The sequence below is a fragment of the Stackebrandtia albiflava genome (genome assembly GCF_007994225.1).
Taxonomy (GTDB): domain Bacteria; phylum Actinomycetota; class Actinomycetes; order Mycobacteriales; family Micromonosporaceae; genus Stackebrandtia; species Stackebrandtia albiflava.
In genome coordinates this window covers 1,519,430-1,535,248 of sequence record NZ_VLLL01000005.1, presented here as the reverse complement: position 1 = coordinate 1,535,248, position 15,819 = coordinate 1,519,430, and the positions used below count along the sequence as shown (strand labels likewise).

Genomic DNA, 15,819 nt, shown 5'->3' with positions numbered 1-15,819 from the left:
CGTCGGCCGACGACGATCAACGCGCGGGGGAGTACAGGTCGACACCGTTGCCGTCCGGGTCGAACAACACCGCGTACCGCGGCCCCCACTCGGCGTCGAACGGTGCCATCTCGCCACGGCCACCCGCCGCCACCAGCTCCCCGTACAGGCGGTCCACCTCGGCGGCGTCGGCGCACTCGAACGCCAACGAGACCCGCGGCCCACCGGCGGGACGGACGTAGCGGGGGTTGATCCTCTCGATCAGCTCCACACTGTCCCACGACAACCGGACGCCACCGGCGTCGGTCTCGACGTGTTCGGCGTCGTCCTCGACCTCGGGGATGTCCAACCCGAGCCGCCGGTAGAAGCTCAGGGAGGCGGCGAGGTCGGCGGTGATGATCTCGATGACGGTCAATCGCGCTGGCATTCGGCCACCCTAAGCCGTCCACGACCGCGCGCCTCGACCCGGCCGGGGGAGAACCACCCACACCGTCCACGTACGACAGCCCCGGCCCACGGCGGACGCCGTGGGCCGGGGCTGTCGTACGTGGTTCAAGGGTTCAGGTGGGATCGTGGAGTCGTCGCATCGCGTCGAGCAGGGTGGTGTAGACCGGGCCGGGTTCCGAATCGCTCGACTCAGGTGAGGACTCTTCACCGGCGTCGTCGGCGGCCGGCGCGAACAGCCACCACAGGTTGCCCCACGGGTCGAGGAACCGGGCGATGTCGAGGCCGCCGTAGAACGGGGAGACCTCGGTGACGACGGTGGCTCCACGGCCGACGGCCCGACGCAGCGTCTGCGCGGCGTCGCTGACGTAGACCTGGGTCATCGCGGGCGTGAACGGCCAGTCCGGTTTCCGGTCGGCGACCATGAGTAGTGAGTTGCCGATGCGCACCTCGGCGTGGATGAGCGTCCCGTCGTCGGCGTACCAGTCGGGCGTGTGCGCTTCGAGGTCCTCACGGCCGTCGAACACCTCGGTCAGGAACTCGATGAGTCCGGCCGCGTCCTTGGCGATGATGAACCCGTTGACGGTGTTGTGTCGCGTGGCTGCCGGAATGTCGGTCGTCGTGTCCATGACTCGAAAGGTAGAGCCACTTGTGGCCGGCCACGGGCCACAAGTACGGATTCCGGCGTGTGATGATTCCGGCGGTGGTCCCGGGAGGGGTGTGAGTATGGGTCCCGGACCGGTTTACTTTACATAATATCCATTATCAACCAAACAGGACTTGCGGCGAGAGGGGGGTCGAGCTACGGATCCGCGCGCCCACCGGGTCCTGCCGGTGGGCTTGGTCCACTGCGGCCCGGCCATCTCCGTGTCCCTTCATCGAGCCGACGCGACAGGCACCGCGGGATACCGCACGCACGCGCTGGAGGCGGCGCCGCCCGAGGGGGCGCTGTGCGGTACCGGTGTGCGCCCGCCGGATTCCGGGCACCGGTGGTGATGCGGCACCTTCGGCGCGGATCGATGTGAATTAAGCATAATAAGCGTTATGCGTAAAACATGACGTTTTATGCCTCATCACACTTTTCGGCTGTTTCGTCGACGAACAGGCAGTGACACGACCCCCGCCCGTCGGTGCTTCGTACGTCCGCCCCCGGCGGCGCCGTCTCACCTGAGCGGCGGCCGCGGCTCCTCTCCCCCGCCGCCCGGGCGCCCGTGGCGTTACCGCGTACGTGCCTCCCCTGCCCCGCGACCCGATCGCGCGGCACGCGCGACGGTGGTCGATCACTCACCGAGTGTTACGCGCCATGAGCTCGCCGCCGGGGCGTGGTGCCCGTCCGCGTCGAGGCGGACCCGGTTCGCCGGTCGGTCAGTCCGGCGGCAGGTCACGCAGGGCGTCGAAGGGGTTCGCGGTGGGGTCGGGTCGACCGCGACCCGGTTCGGCGCGCGCGACCGGTGCGGGCCAGCCGTTGTCGGCGAGTTCGGTGGTGTGCCGCCAGGTGAGGCGTCTCCCGGTGTGGACGTCGGGGCCCTTCCAGTTGTCGGGGGCGCCGTCGTAGTCGTCCTGGAACCAACGCCGCCAGACGAGCGTGAAATCGACCCAGGTGTGATCCCTGATCAGGGCGATCAATGCCTTACGACAGTCACGGCACGGGCCGTGTTCGGTGTGGAGGTACACCACGGGTGTGGCCGGGGCGCCCGGCTGTATCCGCAGAATCCCCAGGGCCCGCCGGACCTCGGAGAACACCTTCGGTTCGGAGCAGTCGATGCGGTCGGGCGGGCGTGAGCTGAACTTGACGCCGCCGGTGTAGAGCCTGCGGCGTGGGTTGCCGTGGGCGTGTGGGTTCCCGCTGATGTGGACCTCGGTGCGGTCGGTGCGCCATTGCGCGGTGGCGTGCCGGTCGCGTTGCCGCCGGTAGGTGACGTATGCGGTGGAGAGGTTGGCGATGCCGGGTTGGCGGATGTCCTTGCCGTTGGTGGTGGTCCAGTCGGTGGCCAGGCGGTCGCGTTCGGCGGTGAAGTCGGGTGCGGCGGGTGCGGCGAATCCGGGAAGGGTGCGGTACAGAGGCGGCGGGGCGGTGCGACGTGGTCGGTCCATCGGAGTGTCCGTTCGTGTGCGGTGGGTGACAGCATGCGCCCGGGAGTGGGGCTGGCGGGTGGTCTCGGGCGCAGTCGGCGGGGTGGCCGGTGTTGCCCGTGGGGCCGGTGTGGTCGGCCGGTTGTGATCCGTGTGGTCGTGTCGTTTTCTCGCCGGGTTTCGGGGGCTGCCGGGGGCACTCTTGTGGCATGCATGAGGATTTCGAGCGGTGTGTGCGGGCGGTACAGGCCAAGGACGCCCGGTTCGACGGGTGGTTCTTCACCGGGGTGGTGACCACCGGCATCTACTGCCGGCCGTCGTGTCCGGCGGTGCCGCCCAAGCCGCGGAACATGAGGTTTCACCCGAGTGCGGCCTCGGCGCAGCAGGCGGGATTCCGGGCGTGCAAACGGTGCCGGCCCGACACCTCCCCCGGGTCGCCGGAGTGGAACGTGCGTGCCGACGTGGTGGCGCGCGCGATGCGGTTGATCGGTGACGGGGTGGTCGACCGGGAGGGCGTGCCGGGCTTGGCGTCGCGGCTGGGGTACAGCGTGCGCCAGGTGGAGCGGCAGTTGCGCGCGGAGTTGGGTGCCGGGCCGTTGGCGTTGGCGCGGTCGCAGCGGGCGCAGACGGCGCGGTTGCTGATCGAGACGAGTGCGTTGCCGTTGGGGCAGGTGGCGTTCGCGGCGGGCTTCGCCAGTATCCGCACGTTCAACGAGACGGTCGCGCAGGTGTTCGGTATGACCCCGAGCGCGTTGCGGGAACGTGCCCGGGGTGGTGCGGTACAGGCGCAGGCGGGCATGCTGCGGTTGCGTCTGCCGTTCCGGCAGCCGTTGTGCCCGGACAACCTGTTCGGGCATCTGGCGGCGACGGCGGTGCCGGGTGTGGAGGAGTGGCGGGAGGGCGCGTATCGGCGGACGCTGCGGTTGCCGCACGGCAGTGGCGTGGTGAGTCTTCGTCCGGGTCCGGTGTATGTGGACTGCCTGTTGTGGCTTTCGGATCTGCGGGATCTGTCGCGGGCCATCTCACGGTGCCGGTGGTTGCTGGATCTGGACGCCGATCCGGTGGCGGTGGACGAGTTGTTGAGCGGGGACGAGGTGTTGGCGCCGCTGGTGGCGAAGGCTCCGGGGCGGCGGGTGCCTCGGACGGTGGATCCGGCGGAGTTCGCGGTGCGCGCGGTGTTGGGTCAGCAGGTGTCGACGGCGGCGGCGCGGACTCACGCGGGCCGGTTGGTGGAGGCGTTCGGTGAGGAGGTGGTGGATCCGCAGGGTGGTGGGCTTTCGCGGTTGTTCCCGTCGATGGAGGTGTTGGCGGGGGCGGATCTGTCGGGTGTGTTGGCGATGCCGGCGGCGCGGCGGGATTCGGTGTCGAGGTTGGCGTCGGTGTTGGCCTCGGGTGAGGTGGTGTTGGACGTGGGTGCCGACTGGGAGGCGGCGCGTGCGGGGTTGTCGGTGTTGCCGGGTGTGGGTCCGTGGACGGTGGAGTCGGTGGCGATGCGGGCGTTGGGTGACCCGGATGCGTTCCTGGCGACGGATCTGGGTGTGCGGCAGGCCGCGGAGGGTCTGGGGTTGCCGGTGTCGGCGGGTGCGTTGACGGCGCGGGCGCGAGCGTGGCGGCCGTGGCGGGCGTATGCGGTGCAGTACTTGTGGGCGACCGGGGATCATGCGATCAACCGGTTGCCGGTGGATTGATGCGAGGGAGTGTGTGATGCGGGTGCATAAGCGGGTGTCGTCGCCGTTGGGTGAGTTGACGTTGGTGTCGCAGGGGGGTGAGTTGGCGGGCCTGTATCTGGCGGGGCAGCGGTATTTCCCGGATGCGGTGTCGTTGGGTGTGTCGGTGGATTCGGGTTTCGAGGAGGTGGAGCGGCAGTTGGCGGAGTATTTCGCGGGGCGGCGGCGGCGGTTCGAGGTGCCGGTGCGGTTCGCGGGGACGGTGTTCCAGAACCGGGTGTGGCGGGCGTTGTGTGAGATTCCGGCCGGTGAGACGGTGACGTACGGTGCGTTGGCGCGGCGGTTGGGTGTGCCGTCGGCGGCGCGGGCGGTGGGTGCGGCCAACGGGCGTAATCCGGTGTCGATCGTGGTGCCGTGTCACCGGGTGGTGGGTGCCTCGGGTGCGTTGACCGGTTATGCCGGTGGGGTGGCGCGTAAGCGCGCGTTGTTGGACCTGGAGGCGGGTGGGGTGTTGTGGTGGGGTTCAGTCGGTGCCGTTTCGGGTGCTGCGTCGTTCGAGGGTGACGACGTCGCGCCAGGTGCCGTTGAGGCGGCCGAGGTGGTGGCTGGTGCCGAGGGTGCGGAAGCCGGCGCGGGTGTGTAGGGCGATGCTGGCGGTGTTCTCGGGGAAGACGGCGGCGCGGATGGTCCAGATGCCGTCGTCTTCGCAGGATCGGATGAGTGCGGCCAACAGGTGGGTTCCCACTCCCCTGCCGTGGGCGCGGGGGTGGATGTAGACGCTGTCGGTGACGACGCCGCGGTAGCAGTGGCGGTGGGAGACGGGTGCGGCGGCGGCCCAGCCCAGGACGGTGTGGTCGTCGTGGGCGACGAGTCGGTGGCGTGGGTGGTGGGTGGCGTCGAATTCGTCCCAGGTGGGTGGGGTGGTGTCGAAGGTGGCGTTGTGGGTGTCGATGCCGTGGCGGTGGATGGCGTGGACGTGGGGTGCGTCGTGGTGGGTCATGGCGCGGATGTGCATCGGTCTGTCCTTCCGTCTCACCTGGGGTGGATACTGCCGGGTGTCGTTGTCGGGTGTGTTTCGGAGGTGTTGAGGGTGGATTTCGGGGCGGCGGTGGAGGCGTTCTTCGTGTCGCGGGCGCCGCGGAAGGATTCGGAGCACACGGTGGCGGCGTATCGGCGGGATCTGTCGGGTGTGGTGGTGGAGGTGGCGCGGGTGTTGGGTGTGGAGGTGTCTGGTGTGGAGTGTGGGATGTTGTCGGTGTCGGTGATGCGGGCGGGTTTCGCGGGGTTTTCGCGTTCGCGGGCGAAGTCGTCGATCGCGCGGGCGTGGTCGGTGTGGAACGCGTTCTTCGGTTTTCTGGTGGCGGAGGGTGTGGTGGAGGGGAATCCGATGCAGGGGGTGGTGCGGCCGCGTCTGCCCAGGCAGGGGGCTAAGCCGTTGCGGGGTGAGGATGCGGCGGAGCGGTTGTTGCGGGAGGTGGCTGCGGGTGCGCGGGGTGGCCGGTTTCCTTGGCCGCAGCGGGATCTGGCGGTGTTGGCGGTGTTGTTGTTGACGGGTGTGCGCAGTGCGGAGTTGTTGGGGCTGGAGGTGGGTGATGTGGCGGGGCCGGTGGGTGAGCGTCGGTTGTGGGTGCGGGCGGGTAAGGGTGGGGTGGATCGGGTGGTGCCGGTGGAGTGGCCGCTGGAGGTGTTGCTTGTGGAGTATCTGGAGTCGCGTCGGGTGCGGTGTGGGGAGGTGGGGTCGCGGTCGGCGTTGTTCGTGGATCATCGGGGGCGGGCGTTGACGCGTAGTCAGTTGCAGTATCTGGTGCGGCAGTGTTATCGGGGTGCTGGTGTGTCGGATCGGGTGGAGCGGGGGGCGCTGGTGCATGCGTTGCGGCATACGTTCGCGACGCGGTTGGGGCAGTCGGGTGCGTCGGCGGTGGAGGTGATGGAGTTGTTGGGGCATCGGTCGTTGCAGGCGACGCAGGGGTATCTGCGGGCGACGGGGCGGGAGTTGCGGCAGGCGGCGGGGTCGAATCCGGTGTACGGGTCGTTGCGGCGGTTGGTGGGTTCAGGTGATGAGGGCGCGGACGCGGTCGATGGTGTGGGGTTGTCCGACGATGAAGGGTAGGGCGTTGTCGCCTGCGAGGCGGAAGGTGTGGCCGTCGTGGGTCTGGTGGTGTCCGCCGGCGGTGGTGTAGATGTGTAGGCCGGTGGCGTGGTCCCAGGGGTTCTCCCAGGTGTAGAGGAGGGCCTCGTGGCGGCCGCGGGTGAGGTCTATGTAGGAGAGTCCGGCGGCGCGGCAGTCGCTGGTGTGGGTGTGTGGGTCGGCGGCGACGGTGTCTATGAGGGCGCGGTGGTGTGGTGTGGCGTGTTTGCGGTGGGTGGTGACGATGTCGAGGGTGGCCGGTGGTGGTGTGGGGTCGGCGGCGTGGGCGGGTTGGTCGTTGATCCAGGCGCCTCGGCCGGTGTGTGCGCCGGCGGTGGTGTGGAGTGAGGGTGCGTAGAGCCAGGAGGCGATGGTGTCGCCGTTTCGGGTGAGGGATACCAGGCAGGCGTAGTAGGGGTCGCCGTTGACGAAGTTGGAGGTGCCGTCGACGGGGTCGATGATCCACACGGGTTGGTCGGTGTGGAGGCGGTCGAGGACGGTGGGGTCGGCGGAGACGGCTTCTTCGCCGACGGTGATGGAGCCGGGGAGGGTTTTCTCGAGGGTTTCGGTGAGGCGTTCCTCGGTGATGCGGTCGGCGGTGGTGACCAGGTCGCCGGGGTTCTTCTCGGTGATGTCGGCGTCGGTGAGGTGCCGGAAGCGGGGCAGTATCTCGGCGTCGGCGATGTGTTTGACGGTGTCGGCGATGTGGTGGTATTCCGCGGCGGTGATCACGGTGTCCAAGTGTGTCACGCGGTGGTGGGGTGTCGGGGGTGTGTGGGGGTGGTGGTTCTAGGGTGTCGGGATGGTGGATCTGCGTGAGGGTACGGCGGCTCGGTTGGATGCGGCGTTGGCGCGTGCGCAGGTGGCGGGGCGGTTGCCGTCGGTGGTGGCGGGTGTGGTGCGTGGTGGTGGCCTGGTGTGGAGTGGTGCGGCGGGTGGGTTGGCGGGTGATCCGGCGCCGGGTGTGGATGTGAGGTATCGGATCGGTTCGATCACCAAGACGTTCGTGGCGGTGCTGGTGATGCGGCTGGTGGAGGAGGGTGTGGTCGGTCTGGATGACGCGGTGGGGTCGTTCGTGCCGGATACGCCGTTTCCGGACCGGACGGTGGCGCAGTTGTTGTCGCATTCGGGTGGGTTGTCGGCGGAGCCTCCGGGGCCGTGGTGGGAGCGGTCGGAGGGTGTGTCGGGTGAGGTGATGCGGTCGCGGTGGTCGGGTGCGCAGGTGGTGGGTGCGGCCGGGGACCGGCATCACTATTCGAATCTGGGGTTCGCGGTGTTGGGTGAGTTGGTGTCGCGGTGCCGGGGTGGCGTGGACTGGTTCGAGGTGTTGTCGGATGAGGTGTTGGCGCCGTTGGGGATGCCGGACACGTCGGTGTCGCCGGGTGGGTCGGCGGTGTCGGGGTGGGCGGTGCATCCGTTCGCGGAGGTGGTGATGCCGGAGGTGGTGCAGGAGACGGGGTGGATGGCGCCGGCGGGTCAGTTGTGGTCGACGGTGCGGGATCTGTCGCGGTGGGCGCGGTTCCTGTTGGGTGACACCGGTGGGGTGTTGTCGCCGGAGACGGTGGCGCGGATGCGGCGGCCGCGGGTGGTGGTCGACGGTGACGCGTGGGTGTCGGGGTCGGGTCTGGGTGTGCAGTTGCAGCGTGTGGAGGGGGCGCGCTTGGCGGGGCACGGTGGGTCGATGCCGGGGTTCCAGGCGGGTCTGTGGGTGGATGAGGGCGCGGGTGTGGGGGTGGTGAGGTTGTGGAACTGTACGACGGCGTCGCCGCCGGATCCGGGTGTGTTGGATCTGTGGCGGACTTTTCTGGAGTGTGAGCCGGCGGAGGTGGTGCCGTGGGTGCCGGTGGAGTCGGTGCCGGCGGGGTTGTTGGAGTTGACGGGTCAGTGGTTCTGGGGGACGTCGGTGGGTGTGTTGCGGGTGGCGGGCGATGGTGGTCTGGTGTTGGAGGCGGTGTCGGGGATGATGCCGTCGTCGCGGTTCCGGCGTGATGAGGGTGGTGTGTGGCGGGGTTTGGACGGGTATTTCGCGGGTGAGGAGTTGCGGGTGGTGCGGGCCGGTGGTGTGGTGTCGCACCTGGACGTGGGGACGTTCGTGTTGACGCGGGTGCCGTATCCGGGTGGTGAGGTGGTGCCCGGTGGTGTGGCGCGGGGTTGGCCGGTGGTGTGAGCGGGCCTGTCGCAGGCGGCTGGTATGACTTGGGTTTGCCAGGTGCACGTGTAGCGACGAGGAAGGAGGCCCCTGATGGGTTTGTCCACGTCGGATGTCGCCGGGCTGGCGGAGACGCTGGCTGCCGGTAAGCATCCGAAGGTGGTGTTCACCGAGGCGGCCGGTCAGATCGCCGGCCGGACCGGCAAGGTGGTGCGGCTGGAGGACCCCCGGGTCGATGATTTCGTGGTGGTGAGGTTCGGTCATGACGAGTTGCCGTTCTCCCCTGCGGAGGTGCGGGTTCCCGCGCGTGGTGAGTTGAGCCGCAAGTCGGCGGTCAAGAGTGTTCCCGTCGAGCCGGAGAACCGGCCTCCGGCGGGGCCGCCGCTGTTGGACGAAGTGGACAATGGCGGCAGAACGTCTGGTTCGCATCGTGTGAAGGAGTCGGGTTCGATGGAGGACGCGCAGCCTGCGGTTCCGCAGCAGTCGGCGGGTGAGGGTGCCGTGGCGCCCGCGCCGCGTAAGAAGACCGCCAAGGCCAAGCAGGCGCCGGAGCTGTCGGTGACGTTGAGTTGGAAGGACGGCGAGTGGTCGGTGGGTGCGTCCAAGGGCACCAAGGTGATCGCCAAGCCGGTTCCGGTGAAGGCGGCCACTGCGGTGGAGATGGTGCAGTCGTTGGATTCGCCGGCGGTGGCCGCGGTGGTGGAGGAGATCGTGGAGCAGCAGCGGCAGGAGACCGCTGACGAGGCCGAGCGGTTGCGTCAGCAGTTGGCGGCCGTGGAGGCCCGGTTGGCGGAGTTGAGTTGACCGGTGCGGGTGGGTGTCGGTGCGCCGCGCCCACCCGCGTGGTGGGTGGGTCAGTGTCCGGCGGGTGGGGCGGTGAGTCGTTTGCGGAACACCCAGTAGGTCCAGGTCTGGTAGGCAAGGACCAGTGGGGTGAACACGGCGGCGGCGATGGTCATGATCTTGAGGGTGTAGGGGCTTGAGGCGGCGGCGGCCACGGTGAGGCTGTTGGCGGGGTCGTCGGCGGGTATGACGTCGGGGAAGATCGCGGTGAACAGGGTCGCGGTGGCAGCGGCGATGGTGACGGTGGTGGCGGTGAAGGCGATGCCTTCGCGTCGGCGGTGGTTGGCGATGACGGCGCCGCACAGGGTCGCGGTGGCGGTGGCGGCCAGTGCGGTGACGATGGGCCGGTCGTGGGTGGCGGCGGTCCATGTGAGGAATGTGCCGGCGATGGCGGTGGTGGCCAGGCCGAGTCGGGTGGCGGCGCGGGTGGCGGTGTGGCGTAGGTCGCCGGTGGTTTTGAGGGCGGTGAATATGGCGCCGTGGGTGAGGAAGAGGGTGAGGGTGGTGGCGCCGCCGAGGATGTTGTAGGGGGTGAGCAGGTCGGTGAGGGCGCCGGTGTGGTGGCCTTGGGCGTCGAGGGCGACGCCGTCGGTGAGGTTGGCGAAGATGAGGCCCCATCCGAAGGCGGGGACGAGTGAGCCGGTGGTGATGGCCAGGTCGCAGCGTCTGCGCCAGGTGGGGTCGGGGCGTTTGCCGCGGTATTCCAGGGCGACGGCGCGGATGATGAGTGCCAGCAGGATGGCCAGTAGTGGTAGGTAGAAGCCGCTGAAGAGGGTGGCGTACCAGGCGGGGAATGCGGCGAAGGTGGCGCCGGCGGCGACGATGAGCCAGACCTCGTTGCCGTCCCAGACGGGGCCGATGGTGGCGAGCATGGTGTCTTTGGTGGTGGGTGTGCGGCGGCCGAGGGCGGGTAGGAGGGCGCCGACGCCGAAGTCGAAGCCTTCGAGGACGAAGTAGCCGGTCCAGAAGAACGCGATGACGATGAACCAGATGGTGGGTAGGTCCATGGTGGTGTCCTCCTCGGTCAGTAGTCGGTGGTGGTGGCGGTTTCGGGGGGTGGTGGGCCGGCTTTGATGTAGCGCAGGAGTAGGGCGATCTCGATGACGGCCAGGGCGGCGTAGACGGTGGTGAAGGCGATGAGTGAGGTGAGGACCTGTGTGAGGGTGACGGTGGGTGAGACGCCGTCGGCGGTTTTGAGGAGGGTGAACACGATCCAGGGTTGGCGGCCGGTTTCGGTGAAGATCCATCCGAGGCTGGAGCCGGCGAGGGGTAGTAGCGGGGTGAGGGTGACGGCGGTGCGGATGGTCCAGTGGCGGGGGATGCGGCCGCGGCGGGTGAGCCACAGTGCGGCCAGTGCGATGGCGGCGGCGGCCATGCCGAAGCCGATCATGCCGCGGTACGACCAGTAGGTGAGGGGGATGTTGGGGGTGTAGTCGCCGGGGCCGTATCGCTGGGTGTATTCGTGTTGGATGTCGTTGATGCCGTGGACTTCGCCGTTGATGTCGCCGGTGCCCAGCCAGGACAGTAGGCCGGGGATTTTCAGGGACCAGACTTCTTCGCTGCCGTCGGGGGTGCCGATGGTGATGATGGAGAATCCGGCGCCTTGTTGGGTGTCGTAGAGTCCTTCGGCGGCGGCCATCTTCATGGGTTGGGTGTCGGTCATGATCTTGCTTTGGATGTCGCCGGTGGCGGCCAGGGCGATGGCGGCGGTGATGGTGGTGATGGCGCCGATCTTGACCACGGGTGTGAAGGTGGTCTTGGTGGTGTCGTCGTCGCGGTGGCGCATGAGGCGCCATAGGGCGACGGCCATGACGAAGGTGCCCGCGGTGAGGAAGCAGGCGGCGATGGTGTGTGGGAAGGTGATGGCGGCGACCTTGTTGCCCAGTAGTGCCCAGATGTCGGTGAGTTCGACGCGTCCGGTGTCGGGGTTGAGGGTGTGGCCGGTGGGCCATTGCATGAAGGAGTTGGCCACCAGGATGAAGTAGGCGCTGGCGGTGGTGGCCACGGCGACGGTCCAGATGCAGGCGAGGTGGATGCGGGCGGGTAGTTTGTCCCATCCGAATATCCACAGGCCGAGGAAGGTGGATTCGAAGAAGAAGGCGGCGAGTCCTTCTATGGCCAGTGGTGCGCCGAAGATGTCGCCGATGTAGGTGGAGTAGGCCGACCAGTTCATTCCGAATTGGAATTCCTGGACGATGCCGGTGACGATGCCCATGGCGAAGTTGATGATGAGGAGTTTGCCGAAGAATCGGGTGAGGGTGAGCCAGTGGGTCTTGCCGGTGCGGTGCCAGGCGGTGTGGAAGCCGGCGACGAGGAAGGCCAGGCCGATGGTGAGTGGCACGAAGAGAAAGTGGTAGACGGTGGTGATGGCGAATTGCCAGCGTGAGACGTCAAGGACTTCCATGGGTACCTCTCCCCCAGAGTCTCTACATAACGTAGAAGATTCTACATCACGTAAAAGTTACCGGGTTCCGCCGCTGTGGCGCCTCCTGCTGCGCCTGCTACGCCGCGCCGTACCACTGTTCTGCCGACTCCGCGTCACCGGTGACATCCCCGCCGCACTACGCGACGGCCCTCTGATCATCGTGTCCAACCACGTCGGCACCTTCGACCCGTTCGTCCTCATCGCCGCCTGCGCCGCCCACGGCGTCGCCCCCCGCTTCCTGGCCACCGGCGGCATGTTCCGCGCACCCGTGTTCGGCGCCATCATGCGCGCGTCCGGGCACATCCGCGTCGACCGCGGCCACCGCACCGTCACCGACGCCCTCCACCGCGCCGGCGACGCCCTCGCCGAGAACTCGACGATCCTGCTGTACCCCGAAGGCCGCATCAGCCTCGATCCCGGCCTGTGGCCCGAACGCGCCAAGACCGGCGCCGCCCGCCTCGCCCTGCACACCGGCGCACCCGTCCTGGTCGTCGCGCAGTGGGGAGCCCACGAGATCATGGCCTGGGACCGGCCCGCCACCATGGCCGCCACCCTGCTGAGCGCGGTGTACCGGCGGCCCGTCGCCCGCGTCCACTTCGCCGGCGTCGTCGACCTGTCCGACCTGTCCCCCGGCGACCCCTCCGCCGCCCGCGCCGCCGCCGACCGCATCACCCGCCACGGCCTCGACGCACTATTGCCCCTGCGCGCCGACGAACCCGTCATGCCCCGCCACGTCGACCACACCCGGCCACTGTCGACCGCGCGCACCTACCGCCGCGACGAGGTCACCGGCGACGCCTCATGAACGCCAACACCGCCTCACGTGTGGTCGCCACCCCCAACGCCTTACGCGCCGCCGCGATCCGCCGGTTGGCGGTACGAAGCGACAGGAACTCCGCCTCGGCGGCGGCCGCGATCGTCTCCCCGTCGGCCAGCCGCGCCAACAACGCCGCCTGCTCCTCGGTCACCGGCAACTCCGGCCCCGGCTGCGACGGGATCTGCGCCACCGGATCCACCCCCACCGGACCGATCCGCCCCAGGTCGGCCGTCAACACCAGACCCGCCTGCGACACCGGGTCACACACGCACACCACGCCGGCGCCACGCGCCGCCGCCAACACCGCCAACGCCGCGGTGTCGGAATCGGGAACCCGCCCGTAACGCACCACCCGCCCGGCACTGACATCCCAACCGGTGTCGGTGATGGCGAAACCCTGCCGGGTCTGCCAGCCCGCCCGCGCCAGGCGCCGCAACACCGTCGTCGCCTCCTGCGCGGTCCCCACCACATACAACGGTGCCGCCACTGTCACGGCCCCCTCTCCTGCATCGTCGCCGCCCTCACCGCCGCCTCGGTGCGGGTCTTGGCGCCCAGTTTGCGCATACCGGCCCTGATGTGGGTCTCCACGGTCTCCCGGGTGATGCCCAACGCCCCCGCGATCCGCCGGGTCGGGTCCCCGTCGGCGACCATCGCCAACACCTGCCGCTCACGCGCGGTCAACTCGTCGCCGGCGCGGGCGCCACGCTGGTCACGCCGGACCCGGTGACGCCGAAGCGCCTGACGTGCCCGCCCCGCCAACACCGTCAGGCCCGCCTCGTCGGCCAACCGTTCGGCCTCCTCCAACGGCGGCACCGCCGAGGCCGCCTCCACCGCGTGCACGCCCGCCGCCAACAGGCACCGCACCTGCTCACGCACCACCAGGTCCCGCCAGGCGTCGGCGGCGGCGTCGAAACCGGTCGCGGCGTGCCACGCCGCCAACGTGCGCCGCGCCGGCTCCGGAAGGCCGTCGGCGGCCGGGTCCGGAGGAGCCGCGGCCCCGTCGTGCGCCGCCCAGTGACCGGTGATGTAACGCAGACCCGCGACCAGCCCCGGCGCCGACCCCTCGGCCGTGACCGCCGCCTGCTGCGGCTGATTGTCCAACCACGCCGCCTCACCGGTCACCCAGCGAAGCAGCTGCGCCACCGACTCCGGGATAGTCCCGGCGCGCCGCAGCCGGTACCGGGCGTTACGCAACGCACCGGCGTCGGCCTCGGCCAGGCTCGCCGCCGCCGAGGCGTAACCACGCGCCACCGACGGCAACGCGTGGTCCAGAAGCGACACCGCGCGGCCCGTCGCGGCGTCCAGTTCACGGCCCTGCAGCACCTGGCACCACAGTTGCGCCGCCACGAACCGGGTCTGCCAACTGAACGCGTGATCCACGGTGCACGCCTGCGCCGCCGCCGCGCACGCCTGCTGCGCCGCGGCCAGCTCACCGTCGGCGATCAGGCACTCCACCAGCAGCCACGCGCTCCACCTGGCCGACACCGCGTCACCGTCACGACCGGCCGCGGCCGCCGCCGCCGCCAGGGCGGCCTTCCAGCCCGGTGCCCGCGCCGCCGCGTCGGCCGCCGCCAGGGCCGCCGCCAACCCCGGGTGCGGCGGGCGTTCCCCGTGCCGGGCGCGGATCTGCGCGGCCAGTTCCCGCACCGCGCCACCGGGCGGCGCGCACAACAACCGGACCCGGTCGATGTCGTACGCCGCCTCCGGTGCCGCCGCCGCATCGGGCAGGTCGGCCGCGGCCAGGCGGGCACGTTCGGGCTGCCCGGCGTGCAGCTGCGCGTCCACACGCAACACCGCCGCCCGCACCGACGACGCCTCGGCCAGTACCGTCAACGCCGAGCGGGGCCTGCCCACCGACAGTGCCGCCGCCGCGGCGGCCACCCGGTCGTCCTCGCCGTGGCTGCCCGGCAGCGACACCGCGAACAGCAGCGCCTCGGCCCGCAACGCCTTGTTGTCCACCGTGGCGGCGGCCTTGGCGCGGTCACGTGCGGCGTCGTGGTCTCCGGCGGCGGCCAGGTGCCTGGCGGCCTCCAGGTCGTCGACGAGCGCGGCGAGCCGCCGGTGGAGGGCGACGCGGGCGTCGGCGTCCAACAGTCCCGCGGCGACCTCGGCCACGAACGGTGACGCCGCCGCGGCGACGTCACCGTCGAGGCGGACCATCCCGGCTTCGGCGAGGCCCTGCACACCGGCGCCCAGTGTCGCCGTCGACGCCGGACGCCCCAGCAGCCCCAGCGCGGCCAAGGCGGTGCGTTCGGCGCGGGGCAGGTCGGCGATGGACTCGGCGACCGCGTGCACGGCGGTGTCGTCGTCGCGGGCGGGTGCGTGCAGCCGCCGCGGGTGGTGTTGCGCGGTGCGCGCCAGCGACGACAACACCAACGGGTTGCCGCCGCCGCGGCGCGCCAGTTGCGCCGCGGCCGGCTCGGCCAGTCCCGGCGCCAACCGGGTCACCAGCTCGGTCGCCGCGGTCGTCGACAGGGGCGGCACCGGCAGGAACGTGCCCGCCTCGCGCAGCGCGGCCACGGCCGCGTCCGGGAGCCGGTGTGGGGTGCGAAGTGCCGCCGCGATGCGGCAGTGCGCCGCCAGGTGCGGCAGTACCGCCAGGGTCACCGGGTCGCACCACTGCAGGTCGTCGATGATCAACAGGCCGCCACGGACCCGGGACCGGACGGCCTCGGCGCACAGTGCGACGTCGTGGACGGGAAGCCCGGCGCGTACGGCCCGTGACAGGGCCAGGCCCGGTCGGGCGCGCAGCATCGACAGGCCACCGCCGTGGTGGACCGGGCCGCGAAACGCCGACGCCAGGCGTTGGAGGACGGTGGTGCGGCCGATACCGGCCACGCCGGTGACGACGGCCAGGCCCGGTTGTTGCAGCGTGTGGGCGATACCGGTGGCCAGGGGGTCGGCGACCGGCGTGGGGTGGCCCGGGTGCTGGTCGGCCGGGCCGGTGGTGGCCTGGGGCACGTGGCTCCTTCCCGCTTCGAAAGACGAGCGTCGCGCGCGGGTGGCACGAAACCGGGATGTCGGTGTGCGCGGCGGCTCGTAGGGTCGTGGTATCACCTTGCCAGCCAGGCGAGGTGACGCCGTACCCGCCATCATATTTCGACTCGACGAGGCGGTCGGTGCCCTCCTCGGCCGGGGGTGTGCGCGCCGCCCGGGCGAGACGGCGGCGACTGGCCGGGGTGAGGTAGCGTCGGCATTCTGGTCACCGCGGCGGGTGGTGTGCGCGCCTGCCGGTTCACTACTGGTCGTGTACGGAAGGGAGGTCGGCGCCCACAGCCAAAGCGGTGTCGTCCG

At 70.2% G+C, this 15,819-nt stretch carries 15 protein-coding genes; 6 read left to right on the top strand and 9 right to left on the bottom strand.

Translation table 11 applies throughout. From position 1 onward, the window contains the following. Positions 1-16: 16 nt before the first annotated feature. The 3 genes from LX16_RS07920 to LX16_RS07910 all read right to left on the bottom strand — a co-directional run bounded on the left by LX16_RS07920 (position 17) and on the right by LX16_RS07910 (position 2,517). Complete coding sequence (locus tag LX16_RS07920; protein WP_147135306.1) at positions 17-406, bottom strand: VOC family protein; 390 nt, start codon at positions 404-406, stop codon at positions 17-19. A 133-nt stretch (positions 407-539) separates the two neighbouring features. After that, positions 540-1,052 (bottom strand): VOC family protein, encoded by a 513-nt coding sequence (locus tag LX16_RS07915; protein ID WP_147135303.1) that lies wholly within the window; start codon positions 1,050-1,052, stop codon positions 540-542. 736 nt (positions 1,053-1,788) lie between these two features. After that, a complete protein-coding gene (locus LX16_RS07910) occupies positions 1,789-2,517 on the bottom strand; it encodes a hypothetical protein (RefSeq protein ID WP_147135300.1) in 729 nt (242 codons plus the stop codon). Between the two features lie 188 nt (positions 2,518-2,705). On the opposite strand from LX16_RS07910, the gene LX16_RS07905 reads away from it, so the two are divergent. Together LX16_RS07905 and LX16_RS07900 are read left to right on the top strand one after the other, a co-directional pair. Then, the gene (locus LX16_RS07905) at positions 2,706-4,184 is read left to right on the top strand and encodes an AlkA N-terminal domain-containing protein (RefSeq protein WP_147135297.1); all 1,479 of its coding nucleotides are present in this window, start codon (positions 2,706-2,708) and stop codon (positions 4,182-4,184) included. Positions 4,185-4,200: 16 nt separating this feature from the next. Continuing rightward, positions 4,201-4,806 carry a methylated-DNA--[protein]-cysteine S-methyltransferase gene (locus LX16_RS07900; protein ID WP_147135294.1) on the top strand — a complete coding sequence of 202 codons (606 nt, stop codon included), beginning with the start codon at positions 4,201-4,203 and terminating at the stop codon, positions 4,804-4,806. Here the strand turns inward: LX16_RS07900 and LX16_RS07895 are convergent. Then, positions 4,687-5,178, bottom strand: a complete 492-nt coding sequence (locus tag LX16_RS07895) for a GNAT family N-acetyltransferase (protein WP_147135291.1) — start codon at positions 5,176-5,178, stop codon at positions 4,687-4,689. The two genes, LX16_RS07900 and LX16_RS07895, sit on opposite strands and share 120 nt — an antisense overlap. Positions 5,179-5,253: 75 nt before the next feature. Between LX16_RS07895 and LX16_RS07890 the strand changes: the two genes are divergently transcribed. Further along, positions 5,254-6,273, top strand: a complete 1,020-nt coding sequence (locus tag LX16_RS07890; RefSeq protein ID WP_147135289.1) for a tyrosine-type recombinase/integrase — start codon at positions 5,254-5,256, stop codon at positions 6,271-6,273. Here the strand turns inward: LX16_RS07890 and LX16_RS07885 are convergent. Further along, positions 6,214-7,023 carry an inositol monophosphatase family protein gene (locus LX16_RS07885; RefSeq protein WP_158645519.1) on the bottom strand — a complete coding sequence of 270 codons (810 nt, stop codon included), beginning with the start codon at positions 7,021-7,023 and terminating at the stop codon, positions 6,214-6,216. The genes LX16_RS07890 and LX16_RS07885 overlap by 60 nt on opposite strands. A gap of 70 nt (positions 7,024-7,093) precedes the next feature. Here LX16_RS07885 and LX16_RS07880 point away from each other — a divergent pair, with 70 nt between their 5' ends. Both LX16_RS07880 and LX16_RS07875 read left to right on the top strand, forming a co-directional pair. After that, a complete protein-coding gene (locus tag LX16_RS07880; protein WP_147135283.1) occupies positions 7,094-8,458 on the top strand; it encodes a serine hydrolase domain-containing protein in 1,365 nt (454 codons plus the stop codon). A gap of 75 nt (positions 8,459-8,533) precedes the next feature. Further along, a complete protein-coding gene (locus LX16_RS07875; RefSeq protein ID WP_147135280.1) occupies positions 8,534-9,244 on the top strand; it encodes a hypothetical protein in 711 nt (236 codons plus the stop codon). A gap of 50 nt (positions 9,245-9,294) precedes the next feature. On the opposite strand, the gene cydB is transcribed toward LX16_RS07875, so the two are convergent. Beyond that, complete coding sequence (cydB, locus tag LX16_RS07870; protein ID WP_147135276.1) at positions 9,295-10,290, bottom strand: cytochrome d ubiquinol oxidase subunit II; 996 nt, start codon at positions 10,288-10,290, stop codon at positions 9,295-9,297. 17 nt (positions 10,291-10,307) lie between these two features. Next, positions 10,308-11,687, bottom strand: coding sequence for a cytochrome ubiquinol oxidase subunit I (locus LX16_RS07865; RefSeq protein WP_147135272.1), 1,380 nt, complete (start codon positions 11,685-11,687; stop codon positions 10,308-10,310). Here LX16_RS07865 and LX16_RS07860 point away from each other — a divergent pair. Then, entirely contained in the window at positions 11,686-12,513 is an 828-nt protein-coding gene (locus tag LX16_RS07860; RefSeq protein WP_244615720.1) for a lysophospholipid acyltransferase family protein, read from the top strand. The two genes, LX16_RS07865 and LX16_RS07860, sit on opposite strands and share 2 nt — an antisense overlap. Here the strand turns inward: LX16_RS07860 and LX16_RS07855 are convergent. Beyond that, complete coding sequence (locus LX16_RS07855) at positions 12,494-13,018, bottom strand: LuxR family transcriptional regulator (protein WP_244615719.1); 525 nt, start codon at positions 13,016-13,018, stop codon at positions 12,494-12,496. The two genes, LX16_RS07860 and LX16_RS07855, sit on opposite strands and share 20 nt — an antisense overlap. Beyond that, the gene (locus LX16_RS07850) at positions 13,015-15,486 is read right to left on the bottom strand and encodes a LuxR C-terminal-related transcriptional regulator (RefSeq protein WP_211354338.1); all 2,472 of its coding nucleotides are present in this window, start codon (positions 15,484-15,486) and stop codon (positions 13,015-13,017) included. Before LX16_RS07850 ends, LX16_RS07855 begins: the two co-directional genes overlap by 4 nt. Positions 15,487-15,819 lie beyond the last annotated feature (333 nt).